Here is a 17,696-nt window from a genome sequence, read left to right on the forward strand (position 1 = left end):
GGACACCGATACTTTGCGGACACTCCCTAGGCCGGGCCGGGGCCGTCGACGTCGCGCTCTCCACCACGGCGTCCGTCGACGCGGTCGTCCCCGCACACCCGGAGGTCGACTTGGAGCAACTGCGCGCGCGGTGGAGAAAGGCCGGCGCTCCCCCGCTTGCCGCGCTGGCGAAGGAGGCCGCCCCGGCCTGATCCGGGCTACTTGTCGACGCCGCCTCTCCCCCGTATCTGGGGAAGGCGCGGCGTCGACGTGTGTGGTCAGCCGCGGCGGCGGAACAGGCCGCGGAGCTTGCCCGGCTCCTGGGCGTGGTCGTGATCCGACTCGGATGGCGTGGCGGCCTGGAGGCGGGCTGCTTCGATAGCGGCCTCCTTGCGGGAGACGTCACCGGCGTGGCAGTTGCTGCATACGAACACGTCCCCGGCTCGCTGGGCCGGCGAAGGACCAGGTGTACCGGTAGACAAGTCAGCCCACCACCCCACCCACCACAAGGATCGCGGCGCTGAGCGGATTGATGACATGTTGGGGTGGTCACAGGAGTCCGACGAGGGCGGCGAGCCAGTGTCCGGCCGCATCCGAGTTGAGAGCCCACGGCAGGATCAGTCCGGCTGGAAGGGTAAGCAGGCTGAGGCTGAGGCCCATGCCGACGAGGCTGGTCTCGGCCCTTCTTCCTCTCTCAGCAGGCGGCGGCCTGAGGGTTGTCAGCAGGGCAAGGACGCAGCCGAGGAGGGCGAGGGCGCCGTAGCCGGTGAGCTTCCAGGCTTCGGGGCCGGGGTCAGCTTGTAGGCCAGCGGTGTAGCTGGTCGTGAGGACGGCGATCGTGCAGGGGGCGAGGACGGCTGTGAGCCAGCCTTGCTTGTGGGCTGGGGGGCGGGTGAGTCTCCTGGCGATGTCGGTTAGCCCGCGGGGGGTGGAGGGGAGCTCGGCGAGGTCGGGTGAGGTGTCTGGTCCGGTGGGGAAGTTGTCGACGATGCGGGTGTAGGCCTGGCGGAACGCTTCGACCTCGCGGTCGGTGGCGCCTATGGCACGTACCAGGGATTCGAGGTGGGGCCAGGTGTCGGGCAGCACCTGTCCGTCGATCCAGCGCATGACCGTCATTAGGAGCAGGTCGTCCTTGAGGCTACCAGGGAAGGCATCCTTGGTGAGGTTGGCGATCGACTGCCTGCCCGCGCGCTGCAGGAGCCGGGAGAGAGCAGTAGACAGAGCTGCCGGGGTGCTGACCGTCTGCAGACCCGTCACCAGTTCCTCGCCCACACGGTTGGTGGGTGTCTGCTGGGATCCGCCGGCACGGTGGCCGTGCACGTTCTGGTTAAGGTTCTGCGGGCCGTCTTCGCTGTTCAGAGGTTTTCCGGCGTTGTCCAGCGGATGGTGCTGGACATACCGGAGCTCGTTGCCGACCACGCGGCCCTCTACGAGGCGGGTGGGCTGCTCACGGTCATCGGCGGTGTGGACCGCTCCCTGACTAATCTGCTCGCCCAGATGGGCGAGGTCGTCGTCCTGGTCATCCAGTTGTCGCTGTTTGGCTTCGAGGAACGCGTGGACCTGGTCCAGTGGCGGAAGGTTCAGCTCCTGGGCGATGGACGGGCCCACGCCAGGTTCCGGAGCGGGCTCTTGCGCTCGGTCCTCATGCAGGATGTGCCTGAGGGCCATCCGCTCGAGAGTCACCTTGTTCTCGGCGGCCAGGCGTAGCTGATAGGCCTTTTGTTCGGCGCGGCGGGCCTGCTCGAGCTTGTCGTCGGCTTGGCGCTGGTACTCCAGCGACATCTGCAGCTCGTGTTGGAGCTCTGCCCGGGCGTCTTCTCGGGCGCGGTCCCGCTCGCTCTCCAGCCTGGTGCAACGTTCTTGCAGGAAGGAGACGGTGTCTTCCAGTTCTCGCCGCTGCCGCTCGGAGGCGGCGAGCTGCTCCATCGCCTTGAGCTGCCACTGTCGAGCATCGTCAAGCCGCAAGAAGGCCTCGTGGGTGAGGTCGGCTTGCCGAGGACGGGGCACCGGAACGTCTCTACTGCTGCTCGCGGATGTCTTGGCCGCCTGCTGGGCGGCTGCCAGCAGGCGTAACCCGTCGGCCGTGTACTGGGCCCGCATGGCCGGCTCGCGTACGTAGCGCTGCGTCACCTGTTCGACGAGCTGGGGGGTAGGGAGCTTGCTGCCGTCGCGGAACGCGCTCCAGGAGGACTTGCCGTAGGGGAAGTGGGTCTCCAGGGTGCGTACCGTCACCCCGGCCGTGATCTTCCGCAGCCACTGGGCGAACTCGTCGGCCTCGTCGGTCAGGCCCTTCAGTGGCCCCAGAGGCCGCGCCATGCTGTCCCCCGAACCGGGCTTGTCCAAGGGACAATCAGCAGTTGTCCCGGATGAATGAACGGCGACCTGCGGCGACGCAAATCCGCCAGGGCGAACAATCACACCACAAACAAACATGGACCTCCAGCAGATCAGCCGATCCGAGAGGTCATCGTGTCTACCCCCAACTCGCAGCAGCCGCGCCACCGTTCATGGCCCTACGCCATCACCGCCGTGATCGTGCTGGCCATCCAGCAAGGGTGGGACGCGCAGCAGGTCGTCACCCTTACCGTCAGCCTCCTCGTCCTGGTCGCCCTGATCACTTCCGCGGGACGCTACGGCGACTGACACCCAGACGTCAGCCGCACGCGAATGCGGCGGGGCGCCTGCCAGCCGCCGCCTGGGACTCGTGCCAGCTACGAGCACCCCACGGCCATCTGCTTCTTGTCGCCCGCCGCGTACGGGTGGCCGCAGGCTGATGCCGCCCGCACGGCCTCCTGGTCCGCCATTAGCCGTAACGGACCAGGGGCCGTGCCGGCGGCGAATCTCCTTGACCACGGCCGCTACCACCACAGGCAGTGACGACACCTATAGTCAACGCTGCCGACGGCGCAGCGCGCCGAGTATGGCGGTCACGCCCCGGCGGCGACGGTGCCGGACAGCGCCGAGGGCACCGGCGGCGATGCCGATGGGCGAGGTGGCGCCGGGGTGCTGCAAGACCACGTACGCGGCGAACATGCTCATGGCGACGAGGAACGGGACGCCGAGGGCGATGACGGCGGCGACGAGCGCGGTATCGGCCGGGGCACGGGACGGGAGTCCGTGCTGGACGGCCGCCACACGGTCGCCGCGGGTGAAGCGGCTGGACGTGGCACGCCGCGTGCCTCAGTGCGTCGGGACTGGTGAGACTGGGCACATGAGTTGACCCTGGGAGGGGGACTGAGCTGGGTAGTTGCTGGTGTGCCAAGAGCCGCACGTGCTGATCAACGAGCGCGGGCCAATCCGGTTCCGTACGCCCTGGACGCATGCGCATGGGACGACCTGTGCCAAGAGTGATCGGACGCCCCTGCCACAGCTGACCGTGCTGCAGAGGGCCGGCCAGGTTGCGGCAGGGGCTGTCACGGACTCGAGTAGCCAGCCGCGTCCCGGCCAGACGGCCACGCAGGGAGCAGACAACGTCATCATCGGCTCGGACGAACTGGACAACCTCACCCACATACGGACGTCCCCCGCCCACATGCGGCCATGGATCGCGGCGGCCTTGGTGCACCGGCGCGCGGACGATCCGTCCTCCGGTCCGGCGCCGAACCTGCGCGCGTTTCTCGAGGAGCTCGGGAGTTCGGTCCTGGAAGCGGTCTTCCTGAGGATCGGCCAGGACGTGGCCCGCGCGGTCGATCGCGCCCATGGTCTCGGACTCGTCCACGGAGGGCTCGCGCCGAGGGCCGTCCTGGTGACCGACCGCGATGTCCGGCTGGTCGGCTGGATGGCGGCGAGCGTCGACGGAGCCGACAACGACCACGGTGTCGACTTCCCGCGCAGCGACGCGTATCTCGGGCCGGACGACGGCGGCTCCTCGCTCACCCCGAAGCGATGTGGCCGCCGCCGGCGCCCTGCTCCTGTCTGTCCTCACGGGAACGTGGTCCGACTCCAGAACCCACGACGGACGGCGCGCGGTGGCGGCGTCGGGGATCGCCCCGGAGCTCGCCGACGCCCTGTGGAGGTGCCTGGACAAGGACCCGACCCGCAGACCTTCCGCGGCCACGCTCGCGGCGGCCTTCGCCCGGGAGTCCGCTCGACAGGCCGTCTCCGGGGCGGGCAAGGGCGGGGACGCAGCTGGAGAAACCGGAACCGAAGAGAGCAGAGCCAAGGAGTGAGAAGCCGAAGGAAGCGGGCTCCTCCATTGCCGCCGACAACGTCCGGCACTACCGCGCGCTCATGCGGCAGAATCCGGACGCGTACGCCTTCCACCTCGCGCGCAGTCTTCGGATCCTGTCGAACCGGCTGGCCGACGACGGGCGTCTCGACGAGGCGCTCGTGACCGTCCACGAAGCAGTGCAGCTCCTCCGGCAGCAGTTCGCGCGCAGCTCCGAGGCCGTCGCCGCCGACCTCGCCGAGGCCCTCGGCAATCACTCCGTGCGGCTGGGCGAGACCGGCCGGGCCACGGAAGCGCTCGCCGCCGGCTACGAGGCGGTATCGCTATACCGGCCGCTGGCGCGGCGGGAACCGGCGGCGTACGGCCCCGGTCTCGCCGCCCTCATGAGCAACCTGTCCAACCGCTTGGCCGACGTGAACCGCTCGGGCGAGGCCCTCGATACGATCGAGGAAGCCGTCCGGATCAACCGCGAGCTGGCCGACCTGGACGCCGGGCCCCACGGCGCGGCCTTGGCGAGGAGCCTGACCAATCTGGGCAACCGGCTGGGCGGCCTCGGCCGACGGGAGGAGGCACTGCGAGCGGCCAAAGAGGCCGTCCTGCTCTACCGCGAGCTGGCCGCGCACAGCTCCGCCGACGTCGGTGCGGACCTTGCGACGAGCCTGAACAACCTCGCCGTCCGATTGGCCGACGTGGGGCGCCGCCAAGAGGCCTTCGACGCCCTTGAGGAGGCCGCGGAGGTCGGACGGAGGTTCGCCAGCGAGAGGTCGGAGGCATCCCGCGAGGCCGACCGGCAGGGGGATAAAATCAGGTCCTGGATCCTTGAGACACCGGAACGTGGGCAGCGGTGGCCCGAATCCCGTACTTCGTCCTGAACAGATCTCTCATCTGTGGCCGCGTCTCGGAACAGTTCCACAGTCACGACTCCGAACGGACCAACGGACGTGCGCGGCGCCCGGCTTATCAGGCCCTAAGCGTGGGTGTGGCCATGGTGCGTGCGGCCTGTGCGATGAGGGCGGCGGCACGGTCGATATCGGTTGTGGTGGTTCCAGACCGCGATCGGCCTCACCCCGCCCAGGCCCGTGCATGCAACCCTCCGTCGCAGCATCAGCCACACCAGCTTTGAGGTTGTGCCGGTTGTGGATGTTCTCGGTGGCCTCGATGCGGCTCCGCCTGGGAGGCTGTGCGGGTGACTGAGAGAACTCCTTATGACGCCGACCGTGCCCGGTTCACCCGCCAGGCGCTGGCACGCCTGGTCCTCTGCGATCACGCCGTGGACGTCGCCGATGGCGCCGCTGGCCTGGTCGCCACCGGGAATGACCCTGACACCGGCCCCGGGGGCCGGGTCAGCCAGGCCTTCCGACTCCTCGAACTCGCTGAGCGCGCCCTGGTCTCGGCTGTGATCTACGAACGCGAGCGAGGCAGCTCCTGGACGGAGATCGCTCATTACCTGGGCATCAGTCCAGCAGAAGCGGAAGAGCGCTTTGCCTCAAACCTGGACGGCTGGAGCACGGCATTCGAGGTTCCCTATCGGCTCGACGACACCGGTCGAAAGCGCATACCCCAGATGCCCACGGCAGCGTATGACCCCGCTTGGGCGTGCGACCGGCTCGATGCTTGGGCCGGGAACCGGCTCAGTCTTGTCAACGACGAGTGTCCCGTCAGCTCCGGTCTCGCCATGGCTCTGCCGGAGGAGTAGCAGCCTAATCACCCTGCAGCGGCTGCCCCCTGGGGGAAGGCGATCGACCACCTCTCACCGCGTGCTCGGCCAACTCCACCGTTGCCTCGAGAACCGCGTTCCCTTCGATGAGTCGAGCCGTAGGCCCTCGCCAATGTCGAGGTAGGTACTGCCGTCCACCGGGTGCACATAGTGCCCAGCCCTTGGCCCAGGCGTCTCGCGTTCCTGGCCAACAGGGACCGCCGAGGTATCGGCATCGAGCACGACCTCCTGATCTGCGCCCCCGCGTCCCGGCATCGCGTCCGGCCCCCTACGGTCCGGCCGTCGACAGCGTCCTGCTAGGCCGGTGACCATGGCGATGGTGCGGGTAGGGCTCAAAGTTCGAGGTCCACACCATGCCACCGGCTCGCCTACGGCATACGACTCGCTCCAGATCACGTCAGACTGCTGACGAGCTCACAGGGGGAGCGTTATTCCGAGTTCTTGCATGGCTGCGGAGGGGGGTCCGCCTTCGGAGCGTTCGGTTTTGCGGCCTCTGCTGCCAGCGGTCAGGGTGCGGGGGTCGACTGCTTCGGCGGGTGCGCCTGTGGCGTAGAGGCCGTCGGGGGCGGTGTCGCGGTCGTGGGGCAGGAGCCAGAAGACGCGGCGGCGGAAGGTGCCTGAGGCGCGGGATGCTTTGGCTTTGGGGCCGAGGATGGCGTAGCCGATCATGCGGCCGTCGCGGAAGTAGGCGGGTTTGCCGCTGCGGGTGGGCAGGCGGTCCAGGCTTTGGCGTACGTAGTCGAGGTTGGTGATGTCCTCGAGCCAGACGAGTTCGGTTTCGTGCTTGATCTCGTCGTCGCTGATCAGGGCGCTCATGCCATCTCCTCGTCGGCGAGCAGTCCGATACCAGGGTAGTACTTCCGCGAATTGGACAAGATCATCTCTTTGGGGGAGGACAGGCCGACGAGTTCCCGGGCTCGGGCGGCGAAGGCGCGGCTGGAGACGGGTGGGGAGCCTTCGCTTTGGCACCAGGCTTTGTATGCGGTGTACAGGCTGGATTGTTCGGTGCGTGCGTCTGGGTTGAGGATGCAGGCTTCGTCGAAGAAGCGGCCGGTGTGGTCTTCGGTTTCGGCGTAGGCGTTGGTGGCGATGCGGACCTTGTCGGGGCCGGTGAGGTCTTTGTCGCCGCTGAGGTAGCGGCGGGCGCCTTCGATGAGCCAGTTGAGGATGCCGGGGCCTTCTTCGGCGACGAGGATGTCGGCGAGGTTGTCGATCTTGCGGTCGTCGGAGACGGTGCGTTCGAAGGGGATGAGGCGCATGCGGCGCCAGAAGGCGAAGCCGCCGGTGCCGACTTCTGGGCGGTGGTTTCCGAGCAGCCAGAGTTTGTGGGTGGGGGCGAAGGAGAAGAAGTCCTGGCGCATGCGGCGGGCTTTGATGCGGTCGCCGCCGGTCAGGAGCTTGACTCGGGCTTCGTCGAACTTGTCGCCGGGTTTGACCTCGGAGCAGACGATGACGCGCCGGCCGTGGAGTTCTGCGAGGTCGGTGGGGTGGCCTTCGTAGGGGCGTGCCATGAGGAAGCCGGGCGGGGCGGCGTCGGCGTAGTCGCCGAGGAGTTTCATGAGCACGTCGAGCAGGACCGATTTGCCGTTTTTTCCTGCGCCGAAGAGGAAGGGCATGACTTGGCCGCCGACGTCTCCGGTGATGGAGTAGCCCAGGAGGAGTTGGAGGAATCGGATCATTTCGGCGCCTTCGGTGTCGTCGCCGAAGGTGTCGGTGAGGAAGCGCTGCCAGCGCGGGGTGGGTACTGCGGTTGGTCCGGTTGTGGTGGAGCGGGAGTGGAAGTCTTTGTTCGGGTCGGGGGTGCGGACGAGCCCGGTGCGCAGGTCGACGACTCCGGCCGGGGTGCACAGGGCGTAGGGGTCGGCGTCCAGGAGGGCTGCGTTGAGGACCATGCCGGGGGCTGATTTGGCCTGGGCGAGCATGGCGTTGATACCGGAGGTGCTCAGGGCTCGTCGGCGGTGCTTCTTGAGCGCTTCGGCGGTGTAGAGGCCGCGGGGGTCGCTGGCAGCGATGTGCTCGCCGAGGTCGCCGGCGGCCCACAGGACTGTGTCGTCCTCGTCCATCTGCCAGCGGGTGGTGTCCCATCGGTACCAGCCAAGGCCGGGGACGTGGCGGAAGTCAGAGGCGTAGATGCGGACGAACAGCTTGGCGTTGCCTCGGTCGGTGAGGGTGTCGGGCAGCAGTCCGTGAGCGGTGGCGGGTCCTTGGGCAGCGTTGGTCTCGCCTGCGGCCTGGGCGGGCAGCGGCGCAGCCACGGTCTTGGCGATGATCTGCTCGGCCATGGCCTGGGGATCGAAGTCGAACAGGACGTTGTCGCCGCCGAGGGGGGTGTTCATGGGCGCCTCCCAGGGCTCAGGGGATGCTGGGAGCCGGCGCGCATACCGCTGCGGATGATTTGCAGACAGTGGCGTTCCTGCCCTGGGCGGGCCATGGTGGCGGTCTCGAGGAGGACCTGTTCGGCAGCGTGCTCCGTGAGGTGGCCGGCGGCTGCGAGTCCTCCGACTGTGAAAGCGGCACGGTTGAGCTTCTCGGAGAAGCCAGCGCCTTCTGGGACCGCGGCGCAGGCGGCGACTTCGGCAAGGACGGTCGCGAGGGTTTTGGTTGCCCGGTCACGGCCTCCGCCAGCGGCTACGACCGCCTGCCGCGCACGCGCTGGAACGGGTCTTGGGGCGGGGATGTGCGCGGCGGGCAGGTGGTTGGTGCGCTCAAGCTCGAGTGCGAGCCAGTCCGGCAGCGGGGCGGGGGTGCGGGCCGGACCGACTGGTCGATATGTGCCTGCCGAGGTTTGGGTGCCGGGCGCGATGATGTATCCGCCGTGGGCGCGGACGTCGACCTGCCAGGCCAGGGCACGGTTGGCGCCTGAGCCGGCGGAGCATTGCCAGCGGCGGGAGTCGGTTGCGCGGTACCAGATGTGCAGGCCTCCAGATGGCGTGCGTACGCGCAGCGTGGCGTCGTCGTCGGCGGGGCTGGGCTGACCGCGCAGAGCCGCAAGGACGGCCAGGGTGTGGAAGCCAGTGGTCATGGCGGAGACGTCGATTTCAGCCGCGATGGGAATGCCTGGCAGGAGCTTGTCGCGGGCGGGGGGCGTGGCTGCGTGGGCATCGACGTCGATGACGACCAGGTTGGCTGGGCCGCAAGAGACGCCGACGCCCATCTGGGGGCGGGGGCCCCACCACTGGGCGAGACGGGCCATGTCCAGGGTGGCGGCGTGAAAGCCGTGGCACCAGCGGCCTGCCATGCGGCAGGTGCAGGTCTCACGTTTGTGGTCACGCTGCTGACACGTTGAGCAGTTCGAGGCCGGAGTTTTCTTCCCCGGCGCCAGGGGATGAACGGGCCAACCATGGCTGACACACCACCGCGCGATGGCCAGCGACTCAGCGACTGAAGCAGCAGAGAGGGCAGATACTGAGTCGCTAGGAGAAAACCGCAGCTCAGCAGGCATGCGACTCCCCCATCAGCGACCGAAGCGACTCAACGACGGACACAGCCTAGCGAAAACGTCTGTTCGGCGAATCAACCTGCCCTTCGGCGGCGTGCCGAGACGTCCCATCAGCGACCGAAGGTGGAGACCAGCGACTCAGCGACTCTTGGTACACGGTGAGACGCTCGAAAAAGTAGCAGCTCAGAGGCTTGCAGGCTGCCAAACAGCGACTGAAGCGACTGAACTTCCCTATATATGACGCACACGCGCACACACAGTTCGGCTGATATACCTAAGCCAGAGTCGCTTGAGTCGCTGCATATCAAGCAAGACGGCCACTGACCTGCAGGTATGCCTCAGCGACCGAAGGAATGGCCGGTGCTGACCTTCAGTCGCTGCATTGGATGCCGCCCTACCGCTTAAGCGACTCAAGCGACTCAAACCACACCAAAACATCACCAAGTAGGGAGGGGCTGGGCGCCAAGCAGCCAGCTGGATGGGTCGAGCACTCGTTGCGACACTTGGTCAAACAGACCACCAGCGAGCAGGCCCCCCGTTCTATCCCAGGCCGCCGACGCCCTGCTGGTTGGCCCGTTCAGTGGCTCGCCCTCCCCAAGGAGAAGGCGCCCGTGCTGGTGCAGCACCAGCACGAGCCGGTGCTGGTTTAGCAGCGCGGGCTCCTCGATCCGCGGCGAACAGCCCTCCAGAAGAGGAAACAAGAACAGACGGCGGCGGCCCGGTGGCCCTGCTGCTCCTCCCTGCTGCTCGGGTTAGGCCGGCCTTGCTCTCTGTGCAGCATTCGTGTGCCATCTGGGCCGTGCGAATACTGCGCTGCCCCCTCACCGGATGTGCAGCAGACGCCTTGCACCCTTCACCACTAGGTCCTGTCTGATAATTGATCTTGTGGTGGGTCGTGGTGAGCTGACGGATGCGGCGTGGGGTCGGATAGCGCGGTTGTTGCCTGGTGTTGACGGTCGTGGGCGGCCGTGGCGGGATCACCGGCAGGTGATCAACGGGGTGCTGTGGCGGTTGCGGACCGGTGCTCCGTGGCGTGACCTGCCGGAACGCTACGGGCCGTGGCAGACGGCCTATGAACGGTTCGCCCGCTGGGAAGCGGACGGCACCTGGGCCCGTCTGCTCGAACAGGTGCAGGTCCGTGACGACTCCGTCGGAGCCGTGGAGTGGACCGTGTCGGTCGACTCCACGATCAGCCGGGCCCACCAGCACGCCGCCGGTGCCCGCAAAAGGGGGCGGGGCCGGGGGACGAACTGGAAGATCCGGCACATCCGTCGGCTGGCCAGGCGCTCGGCCGGTCCCGCGGCGGGCTGACCACGAAGATCCATCTCGCCTGCGACGGCCGAGGCCTGCCCCTGGCCGTCGTCGTCACGCCCGGCAACGTCAACGACTCCACCGTCTTCAACAGGGTCATGGCCGAGCTGAGAGTGCCCCGGATCTGCGCCGGACGTCCCCGCCGCAGGCCCGACGCGGTCATCGCGGACAAGGCGTACTCGTCCCGGGCGATCCGCCAGGTCCTGCGCGGGCGCGGCATCCGGGCGGTGATCCCGGAGCGGGCGGACCAGAAGGCCAACCGCCTGCGGCGAGGGAAGGCCGGCGGCAGACCGCCGGCCTTCGACCGCGAGCTCTACAAGGCCCGCAACGTGGTCGAACGCTGCTTCAACCGACTCAAGCAGTTCCGCGCGATCGCCAGCCGCTTCGACAAACTCGCCGCCCGTTACAAGGCCGGAGTCCACCTCGCCTCACTCATCCTCTGGCTCCGCGAACCCATCCAAGACCTTTTGTCAGACAGGACCTAGGGCAGCAGGATGTCGGAGGCCAAGCAGAGGGAGCCGGAGAGCCTGCGTCGCCGTTTCTCCGGCGGCTGCGTCCCGTCCGGCGCGCACCGCTAGGCCGTCGTCGACGTCGCGCCAGCCGGGCGGAAGGTGGCCTCGGCCGCGACTAGTGCGGGTGGCACGGATCCGCGGTTCGAGAACGGTCCGCTGGCGGGCGTCGACGTCGTGGACGGGCAGGTGGTTGCGCCGTTCTGGCGGCGCAGCTCCTGGGCGCCGGCGTTGAGGAGGTCCACGTCGTCGTTGTGGGCGCGAGGACGGCGAGGTTCTCCAGCAGGTCGAGCTCGTCGGGCCAGTCGGCGCGCAGCTTGTCCCAGGCCATCAGCATCTGTGAGCGCGCCTCGTCGGCGGTGGCCGCCGGGTGCACGCGCTCGGCGGCTGCGAGCATTTCCAGTGCCTGGCGGTGGTCGCCGGTGCGCCAGATGTCCAGCGCGGCCCGCTCGGAAGCATCGCGCTGCCGCCGGTTCTCGTAGAGGGTGAGGCCGCCGACGAGGCGGTGCACCTCGCGGAACCAGCCGCCGATGCCGACGGCCTGGAGCTGAAGCGGGTCGCCAATGGCGAGGACCTGCGTACCGGTGCGGGCCGCCTCGGTCAACAGCTGCGCGGCGGACCGGTCGTCGGTCATCACCGCCTCATCGACGACCAGGACGTCGATCCCGGTCAGCCCCTCGCCCAACTCGATCCGCTTCAGCCAGGACGCCACGGTGCGCGCGGGAATGGCGGAGGCGTCGGTGAGGCCCTGCGCGCCGACCGCCGACAGGCACGCGCCCGCGTACGTGAAGCCGGTGGCGTCCCACGCGATCCGGCACGGCGTCCATGAGCGTGCTCTTGCCCGCGCCGGCCCCGTCAGCCGCCGTACGGCGCGGGCGGGCACGGCGCTGATCCGGCCGCCCCGAGTTCCATGAGCACCCGCGACGCGATCGGCAGTGAGCGCGGGGAGCGCTGGTCGAACAGCCATAGGCCGCGCACCGGCCGGCCTATTCCGGCGCGGTGTGCGATCTTGTCTGTGCGGCCCCGCACACTCCATACCGGCACGAGCTACCGGCCGATGACGGGGTCGACACCGTTCCCAGCGGTCAGCAGCCGGGTGAATCGCAGCCTGCGCGATACACGAAGCGCTTGTGCTCGGGAGTTCCCCACACCGGCCCTCGTCCCGAACCCCAGCCTGCTTGACAGACATGCTCCGCCGTGGCCCCATGAGCCGCACGCCGAACCGTCGCGGCCGATCCATCCCGTTCCGATCCATTACACTGCTGCGCCCCCCCGCTACGGGGCGGGTGAGGGCGCAGCACCGGCCGCCTCAGATCGCAGCCAGGTCCGGTGCCAGCACGCTGGGGCAGTACCACCGGGCCGCTCCCTCCCGCTTAGCCCCTACGCCAGGGCCAGCTCGCCCGCTGTACCGTCGACGTCCGCCTGCCGCCGCTGCGTCGGGGCCGCGCGGCGGCTAAGCCGTGTATAGACGAACGTGCTCAGTCGTGGGACCGGGACATCAAGGTCGACGAACACGTCAAAGGTCTCAGACCTGAGCCTTGCTCCTCATCATGCAGCCCGTGGAGTTTTCCCGTGCCCACCGTGCCCGTTCACGCCTCAGACCCCGACGTGGATGTGGGCGGCCCAGAGCGCTGGGGTCGCCGCGCGGTGGAAGCCCTGCGGAAGGCCATAGCCATCCCGGATACTGCGGACGGCGTGGTGGAGTGCGTACGCCGACCGGCCGGGGTCGAGGGGGCCGTTTCCCAGGGCCAGGCCCCGGTAGAAGAGGTCGGCCATGGTGACGGCGATGTTGTCCTTGATCGTCCATAGGGTGCCGATCACCCGGGGGTAGCCGGTGATCTGGAAGGCGGTGGCCAGGTGGATGGCCTCGTCGACCAGCGTGTCTGCGTGAGTGACGGCGGTACTGCAGGCAGAGAGGTAGGCGAGCTGGGCGCAGTCATGCAAGACGGGTGCCAGCTGGGCGACGGTCAGCGGGTGGGTGGCGTGGTCGTGCAGCAGGAGCAGGCTGCGGGACGGGTCGTCGGGATCGGTGGTGCCGTGGCAGGCGAAGTGCGCGATGGCGCTGCGAGGCAGCCGGACGAGGACGTTCGCCCGGGTGGGGACCATGTCCGGGCCGCCGGTTGACGAGCTATCGGGTTCCGGTCCGAGCAGTACTTCGGCGTCGGGCAGGTGGCGGCGGACGGCCCGAACCTCGTCGTCGACCTGCCAGAGCCTACCGTCGTTCGGCAGGCCCGGGGTGGCGGGCATCGCGACGACCAGCGAGTGTGCCGTGCTGTGGTCAATCGGCCCGCGGGCGCGTTCACGGGCGTGGCGCAGTGCTCGGACGGTCGGTGTGTAAGAGGAGACGACGCGGTCGAGGACGGTGCGCCGCTGGGCGGGGTCGGCGGGCTTCTCGGTGTGGTGGCCGGCCGCGTGCAGCGGCAGGGTGCCGAGAAGTCCGCCGGGGGCCCACCAGATCCTCGGCCAACTCGGCTGTTGAGTCTTGTGGGTGGCGGCATGGATGTCGGCGTCGGCCGGGCCGGGTGTGCGGGTGTGGCCGAGGGCGGTCAGGACCGGCCCGGCGGCGTTGTCCCACAGCCACTGCAGTACACCCGCCAGCATCGTCGAGCGCTCCTCGGCGCTTTCGTCGCTGCTTGTCCGCCCCAGTGCGCGGTCGAACGCCTCGACCTGCCGGGCCACGGCGTCAGGCGTGAGCCCTGGCAGTGGGAGGGCGCGGACGCGGTCAGGGGTGATCAGGATGGCGTCGCTGCGCTGGCCGTTGACATTGATCAGGACAATGGGGCCCTCGGCCGCTGCCTCCCGGAGTTCGGCGGGGCTGGGCGGCAGCCCGAATCTGTTGAGGCCGGGCAGGGAGCGGATGATTCGGAGGAGCTCGACGAGTTCCTGGTTCAGGTAGTGCCGGGCATCGGTTCCGCCGCCCGGCTGGACCCGGTCCCGCATGCCGATCTCCACCGCTTCGGGCTGGTCCAGGTGCTCTCGCAACTCACGGAATCGGGCCGCGAGCTCGGGGCGCCGCTCGGTCAGCTCGGCAAGATCGCCGCGGACTTCTAGCGCTTGGCCCAGCAATACCGCGCGGCCGACCTCCAGGAGCCCGGCGGCGCGTTCGGCGGCCTCGGGGTCGTCCGGTGCTGCGGCTTCGAGGGCTAGGGCGGCGGCCGTGCCCGCGAGTCCGGCGTACCGGCCGATCGCCTGCTGGCGGTCGCGGCGCCCGAGCCGGCGCGCGGCCGCCTGCGGGAGCAGCAGGACCGCTTCCTCGGCCGATTCCGCCGCGGCTGCGTACCGGCCCAGCCGCGCGAGCAGGGTGGCCGCCTGGAGGCCGGCCTCGATGCGTTGCGACGGCGCGGCCGACTCGTCCCGGGCGACCTCCGTCCAGGCCCCGGCCGCACGCTCCGTGTAGCTCCAGCTGTCGCGGTGCTCGGCGCGGAGCTGGAGACAGCCAGCCAGGTTGATCAGATGGGCGATTCGCCTCGTGCGGTCGGTGGTTGGGAGGTCGACGGCCTTTTGCGCCCAGGCCAGGGCCTCGTCGAGGTCTGACGGCGCCCCGCTGGCCGTGTACCGGGTGCGCAGCACCTGCGCGTAACGGAATACCAGCTCGGGGCGTTCACCTGCGGCGGACGAACTGTTGAGGGCGCGCCGAGACCAGTCGATCGACTCTTGCAGGGCCTCCTCGGATCCGCCGTGTTCGAACCGCAGTCGGGTGATGTCGGCGAACTCGGATGCGCGCAGCGGAAATTCGGGGTGGTTGACCGGGGTCGCTATCAAAGCGATGAACGCGGCCGCGGAGAACATCTCGAGGTGCTCGGCCGCGCCGGAGTGCTCGTACGCGGTCTGGTGGACGGCCCGGCTGACAGACAGGAAACGTCCGTGGTGGGGATGCTCGGGCGGGCAGGTTCCATAGGACTCCAGCGCCGACTCCCGCGCCTCGACGAGGTCTTCCGTCGCGCCGAGGCGGATGTACCTGATCCGCAGCGCCGCCGCGAGATTGGATAGGTATATTCGCCGGTCGGGACGGCCGGTCGGAGTCGCCTGCACAGCGTTCCGCGTCGCGGTGACCGCCTCGTCGAGGTCTGCGAGCCGACCGAGGCGTTCGAAGGCGGCGACGAGCGCGCCGGACAGGTTCGAGGACAGGGCCGCGAATGGGGGCAGGTCGGGCGGGACCGTCGCCACGGCCTCCCGGGCCACTGCGATGGCTTCCATGAGGTGGGCCAGGTTGCCAGAATGGTGATACCGCGCCGTCAGAACGTTCGACAGGTTCGACATCCGCCCCGAGCGTTCCCAGCCGCCCGCTGCGGAGGCATCCACTGCGCGTCGTGTGACGTTCTCGGCCTTGGCCAGATCCGCCAAGTCCCCCGTCCGCCGGTACCGGGCCAGTACCCCCACTCCGACGAGCGACAGGGCCTCGGCGTGGCTGGGGTCGTCGGGCCCGCCCAGCACCGCCGCCTGCGCAGCTAAACTGATGATTTCGTCCAGATCGTCCGATTTGCGGTCGCGTTCGAAGCGCGCCTGGAGCGTGCTGACGAGCGTCAGCAGCATGCGGGGGTACCCGGGGTCGCGTTCGTCCGCGGCGGCCACGACCCGGCGGCACAGTTCGATCGCGGACGTCAGCGTCTCCGGGTCGGTCGAGTGCAGGCACTGGGCGGCCAAGGCGCGGGCCGGGAGCGTTGCCTCGCGGGCAAGCACCGTCAGCAGGTCGGCTGGCAGCTCCTCCAGGCCGGCCAGGAAGCACGGGACGAACTCGTCTATGGCCCGCTGCAGTTCCGGGCGGTCCGCCCCCTGTGGCAGGGCCAGATACCGGAACCAGTGGAACCAGCCGAGCACCAGACCGACCCTCAGGTCGTTCGGCTCCCTTGTCTCGTGAAGCTCGATGACCCGGCGGACCGTACGGGACCGGAACAGCGCCGAGGCGTCGCCCGACCGCCGGGTGTCCTGGAGGAGCGATGTGAGCTTGGCAAGTTGTCTGGCCCGGACGCTCGAACCGTCTCTCATGTGGTGTGATGGTACTCACAACCTCCATTGCCCATAGGCAAGTTGACCGGATGGGCTGGCAGAGCAGCCTTCGCCCGGACGGCTCGGAAGGGACCTCAGTGGCTCGTGACTTGATCGCTCTCCGCCTGGCGGGGGCGTGCGAATTCGAGGCGGACATCCGCCGCCGCCTCCGTGCCGGGCCGGTCGGCGATGCGACCGTGTTGGAGAACGTGCTCACGGCGGCGCGCGGCGGTGGCGACCTGACGGGCCCCCTCGATACACTGCACGCCGTGCTGCAGGCCATCGGCGACCCCGACGGCCTGGACCGGTACACCGGCCTGAGCGGCGCGGGCGACCGGGGCGTGCACGCTGCGGGCGTCGACCGGGGCACCCCGAACGGGGCGGTGTGGCTGTGCCCCACCCGGACCTGCCTGCGCTTCACCTGGCCGAGCGGCGCCGCCGAGGCGCCCCGGTGCGCCGTAACCGGGGCCAACCTGCTCAGCAGCGAGCTGTAGCCGGATGGGCGGAGTGCTCGGAGAACTGGGGAAGAAGCTCGCCGAACGGTGGGTCGCCCTGCTGGTCCTGCCAGGCGCGCTCTACCTGGCGGTCGCGGCGGCCGCCCTCACCTTGGGCAACGGGCATCCGTTCGACCCGGCCGTGCTGACGGCACAGGTCAACCGGTGGGCCGAGGCACCCGCGGCGAAGAGCACCGGCGGCCAGATGGTTGTGCTGGTTGCCGTACTCGTCGGCGCCGCAGCCGTCGGAGTGGTCGCCCAAGCACTCGGCTCCCTGGTCGAACAGGTCCAACTCGCCGACAACTGTGCAGACTGGCCCGCCGGACCTAGAGGCGTGGCCAGGCGACTGACCGAGCGGCGGAAACGCCGCTGGCATGTGGCCGCGGAGCGGTGGCGGCGCGCGGAGAACGAGGTCGGGCTCGAACGGGCGGAGCTCCACCGGCAGCCCGGCAGCGACCCCTCAGCACTGGAGGCCGCGCGCGACGCCGCCCGCGACGCCTGCGCGGCGAAGGACCGCATCGCTCTGGAGGAGCCCGCCCGGCCCACCTGGAGCGGGGACCGGATCCAGGCAGTCGCCGTACGCCTGCAGCGGGACTTTCGGCTCGACCTCGCCACGCTCTGGCCGCGCCTGTGGCTGGTGCTTCCCGACACGCCCCGCCAAGAGGTCACTGCGGCCCGCCAGGCGCTGACCCGGGCCACCACGCTGGGCGCCTGGGCTGGGCTGTACCTGCCGCTCGCCCTTTGGTGGTGGCCCGCACTGATCGTCGCGGCCGTGCTCGCCGTCGCCGCGCATCTACGCGTGCGCGCGGCCGCCCACACCTACGCCACACTCCTGGAGGCCGCCGCCCAGCTGTACGCCCCGGATCTGGCCCGCCAACTCGGCTTCTACCCGGTCGACGGCCTCACCAAGGCCACGGGCGGCCGGATCGCGCAGTTGTTGCGCCCGAGCCCCCCGGTGGATCTTGCCGGACCCCGTCGCACGGAACCGCCCCGCACCCCCGCCCAGTGACGACCGTGACGCCGAGGCAGCCGAAATCTGGTGCGCGTCCGGGGTGCCGAACACCCGGCGGCCCTAGCGCGTGTCTCTTTGATG

At 69.4% G+C, this 17,696-nt stretch carries 15 protein-coding genes and 1 pseudogene; 8 read left to right on the plus strand and 8 right to left on the minus strand.

Annotation, left to right across the window (positions count from 1 at the left end; genetic code table 11):
- Positions 1 to 191, plus strand: a pseudogene (locus tag A4V12_RS39150) (hypothetical protein); the annotation flags it as partial.
- A gap of 66 nt (positions 192 to 257) precedes the next feature.
- Here the strand turns inward: A4V12_RS39150 and A4V12_RS37675 are convergent.
- On the minus strand, positions 258 to 413 hold the full coding sequence (locus A4V12_RS37675) for a hypothetical protein (protein ID WP_159028930.1): 156 nt from the start codon (positions 411 to 413) through the stop codon (positions 258 to 260).
- Positions 414 to 528: 115 nt separating this feature from the next.
- Positions 529 to 2,322 carry a hypothetical protein gene (locus A4V12_RS24620; RefSeq protein WP_159028931.1) on the minus strand — a complete coding sequence of 598 codons (1,794 nt, stop codon included), beginning with the start codon at positions 2,320 to 2,322 and terminating at the stop codon, positions 529 to 531.
- 126 nt (positions 2,323 to 2,448) lie between these two features.
- Here A4V12_RS24620 and A4V12_RS37680 point away from each other — a divergent pair, with 126 nt between their 5' ends.
- Positions 2,449 to 2,622, plus strand: coding sequence for a hypothetical protein (locus A4V12_RS37680; protein WP_159028932.1), 174 nt, complete (start codon positions 2,449 to 2,451; stop codon positions 2,620 to 2,622).
- 246 nt (positions 2,623 to 2,868) lie between these two features.
- Here A4V12_RS37680 and A4V12_RS24625 read toward each other — a convergent pair whose 3' ends face one another.
- On the minus strand, positions 2,869 to 3,114 hold the full coding sequence (locus tag A4V12_RS24625; protein ID WP_064071596.1) for a hypothetical protein: 246 nt from the start codon (positions 3,112 to 3,114) through the stop codon (positions 2,869 to 2,871).
- Positions 3,115 to 3,947: 833 nt separating this feature from the next.
- Between A4V12_RS24625 and A4V12_RS37685 the strand changes: the two genes are divergently transcribed.
- The 3 genes from A4V12_RS37685 (at position 3,948) to A4V12_RS24640 (ending at position 5,843) form a co-directional block, all read left to right on the plus strand.
- Positions 3,948 to 4,148, plus strand: a complete 201-nt coding sequence (locus tag A4V12_RS37685) for a hypothetical protein (RefSeq protein WP_159028933.1) — start codon at positions 3,948 to 3,950, stop codon at positions 4,146 to 4,148.
- A 61-nt stretch (positions 4,149 to 4,209) separates the two neighbouring features.
- Positions 4,210 to 5,019: a tetratricopeptide repeat protein gene (locus tag A4V12_RS37690; protein ID WP_064071598.1), complete on the plus strand. Its 810-nt coding sequence runs from the start codon at positions 4,210 to 4,212 to the stop codon at positions 5,017 to 5,019.
- Positions 5,020 to 5,333: 314 nt separating this feature from the next.
- Positions 5,334 to 5,843: a hypothetical protein gene (locus tag A4V12_RS24640; RefSeq protein WP_064071599.1), complete on the plus strand. Its 510-nt coding sequence runs from the start codon at positions 5,334 to 5,336 to the stop codon at positions 5,841 to 5,843.
- Positions 5,844 to 6,278: 435 nt separating this feature from the next.
- On the opposite strand, the gene A4V12_RS24645 is transcribed toward A4V12_RS24640, so the two are convergent.
- The 3 genes from A4V12_RS24645 to A4V12_RS35570 are packed head-to-tail and all read right to left on the minus strand — an operon-like array spanning position 6,279 to position 9,306.
- The gene (locus tag A4V12_RS24645) at positions 6,279 to 6,680 is read right to left on the minus strand and encodes a DUF6009 family protein (protein WP_064071600.1); all 402 of its coding nucleotides are present in this window, start codon (positions 6,678 to 6,680) and stop codon (positions 6,279 to 6,281) included.
- Positions 6,677 to 8,200: a DNA primase family protein gene (locus tag A4V12_RS24650; protein WP_064071601.1), complete on the minus strand. Its 1,524-nt coding sequence runs from the start codon at positions 8,198 to 8,200 to the stop codon at positions 6,677 to 6,679. The genes A4V12_RS24645 and A4V12_RS24650 overlap by 4 nt, the downstream gene beginning before the upstream one ends.
- Entirely contained in the window at positions 8,197 to 9,306 is a 1,110-nt protein-coding gene (locus tag A4V12_RS35570; RefSeq protein ID WP_079137310.1) for a bifunctional DNA primase/polymerase, read from the minus strand. Before A4V12_RS35570 ends, A4V12_RS24650 begins: the two co-directional genes overlap by 4 nt.
- Before the next feature lie 885 nt (positions 9,307 to 10,191).
- Between A4V12_RS35570 and A4V12_RS35575 the strand changes: the two genes are divergently transcribed.
- A protein-coding gene (locus A4V12_RS35575; protein ID WP_107415503.1) for an IS5 family transposase occupies positions 10,192 to 11,099 on the plus strand; the annotation gives its coding sequence in 2 pieces (ribosomal slippage) (positions 10,192 to 10,528 and positions 10,528 to 11,099; 909 coding nt in all).
- Positions 11,100 to 11,241: 142 nt separating this feature from the next.
- On the opposite strand, the gene A4V12_RS24675 is transcribed toward A4V12_RS35575, so the two are convergent.
- Both A4V12_RS24675 and A4V12_RS24680 read right to left on the minus strand, forming a co-directional pair.
- A complete protein-coding gene (locus A4V12_RS24675) occupies positions 11,242 to 12,090 on the minus strand; it encodes an AAA family ATPase (RefSeq protein ID WP_234372330.1) in 849 nt (282 codons plus the stop codon).
- 629 nt (positions 12,091 to 12,719) lie between these two features.
- Positions 12,720 to 16,109: a CHAT domain-containing protein gene (locus tag A4V12_RS24680; protein ID WP_064071607.1), complete on the minus strand. Its 3,390-nt coding sequence runs from the start codon at positions 16,107 to 16,109 to the stop codon at positions 12,720 to 12,722.
- 110 nt (positions 16,110 to 16,219) lie between these two features.
- Here A4V12_RS24680 and A4V12_RS24685 point away from each other — a divergent pair, with 110 nt between their 5' ends.
- Positions 16,220 to 16,603, plus strand: a complete 384-nt coding sequence (locus A4V12_RS24685; protein ID WP_064071608.1) for a hypothetical protein — start codon at positions 16,220 to 16,222, stop codon at positions 16,601 to 16,603.
- A 4-nt stretch (positions 16,604 to 16,607) separates the two neighbouring features.
- Complete coding sequence (locus A4V12_RS24690; protein WP_234372331.1) at positions 16,608 to 17,612, plus strand: hypothetical protein; 1,005 nt, start codon at positions 16,608 to 16,610, stop codon at positions 17,610 to 17,612.
- Positions 17,613 to 17,696: the final 84 nt, after the last annotated feature.

Origin of the sequence: Streptomyces noursei (assembly GCF_001646665.1) — a bacterium.
Taxonomy (GTDB): Bacteria; Actinomycetota; Actinomycetes; order Streptomycetales; family Streptomycetaceae; genus Streptomyces; species Streptomyces lavendulocolor.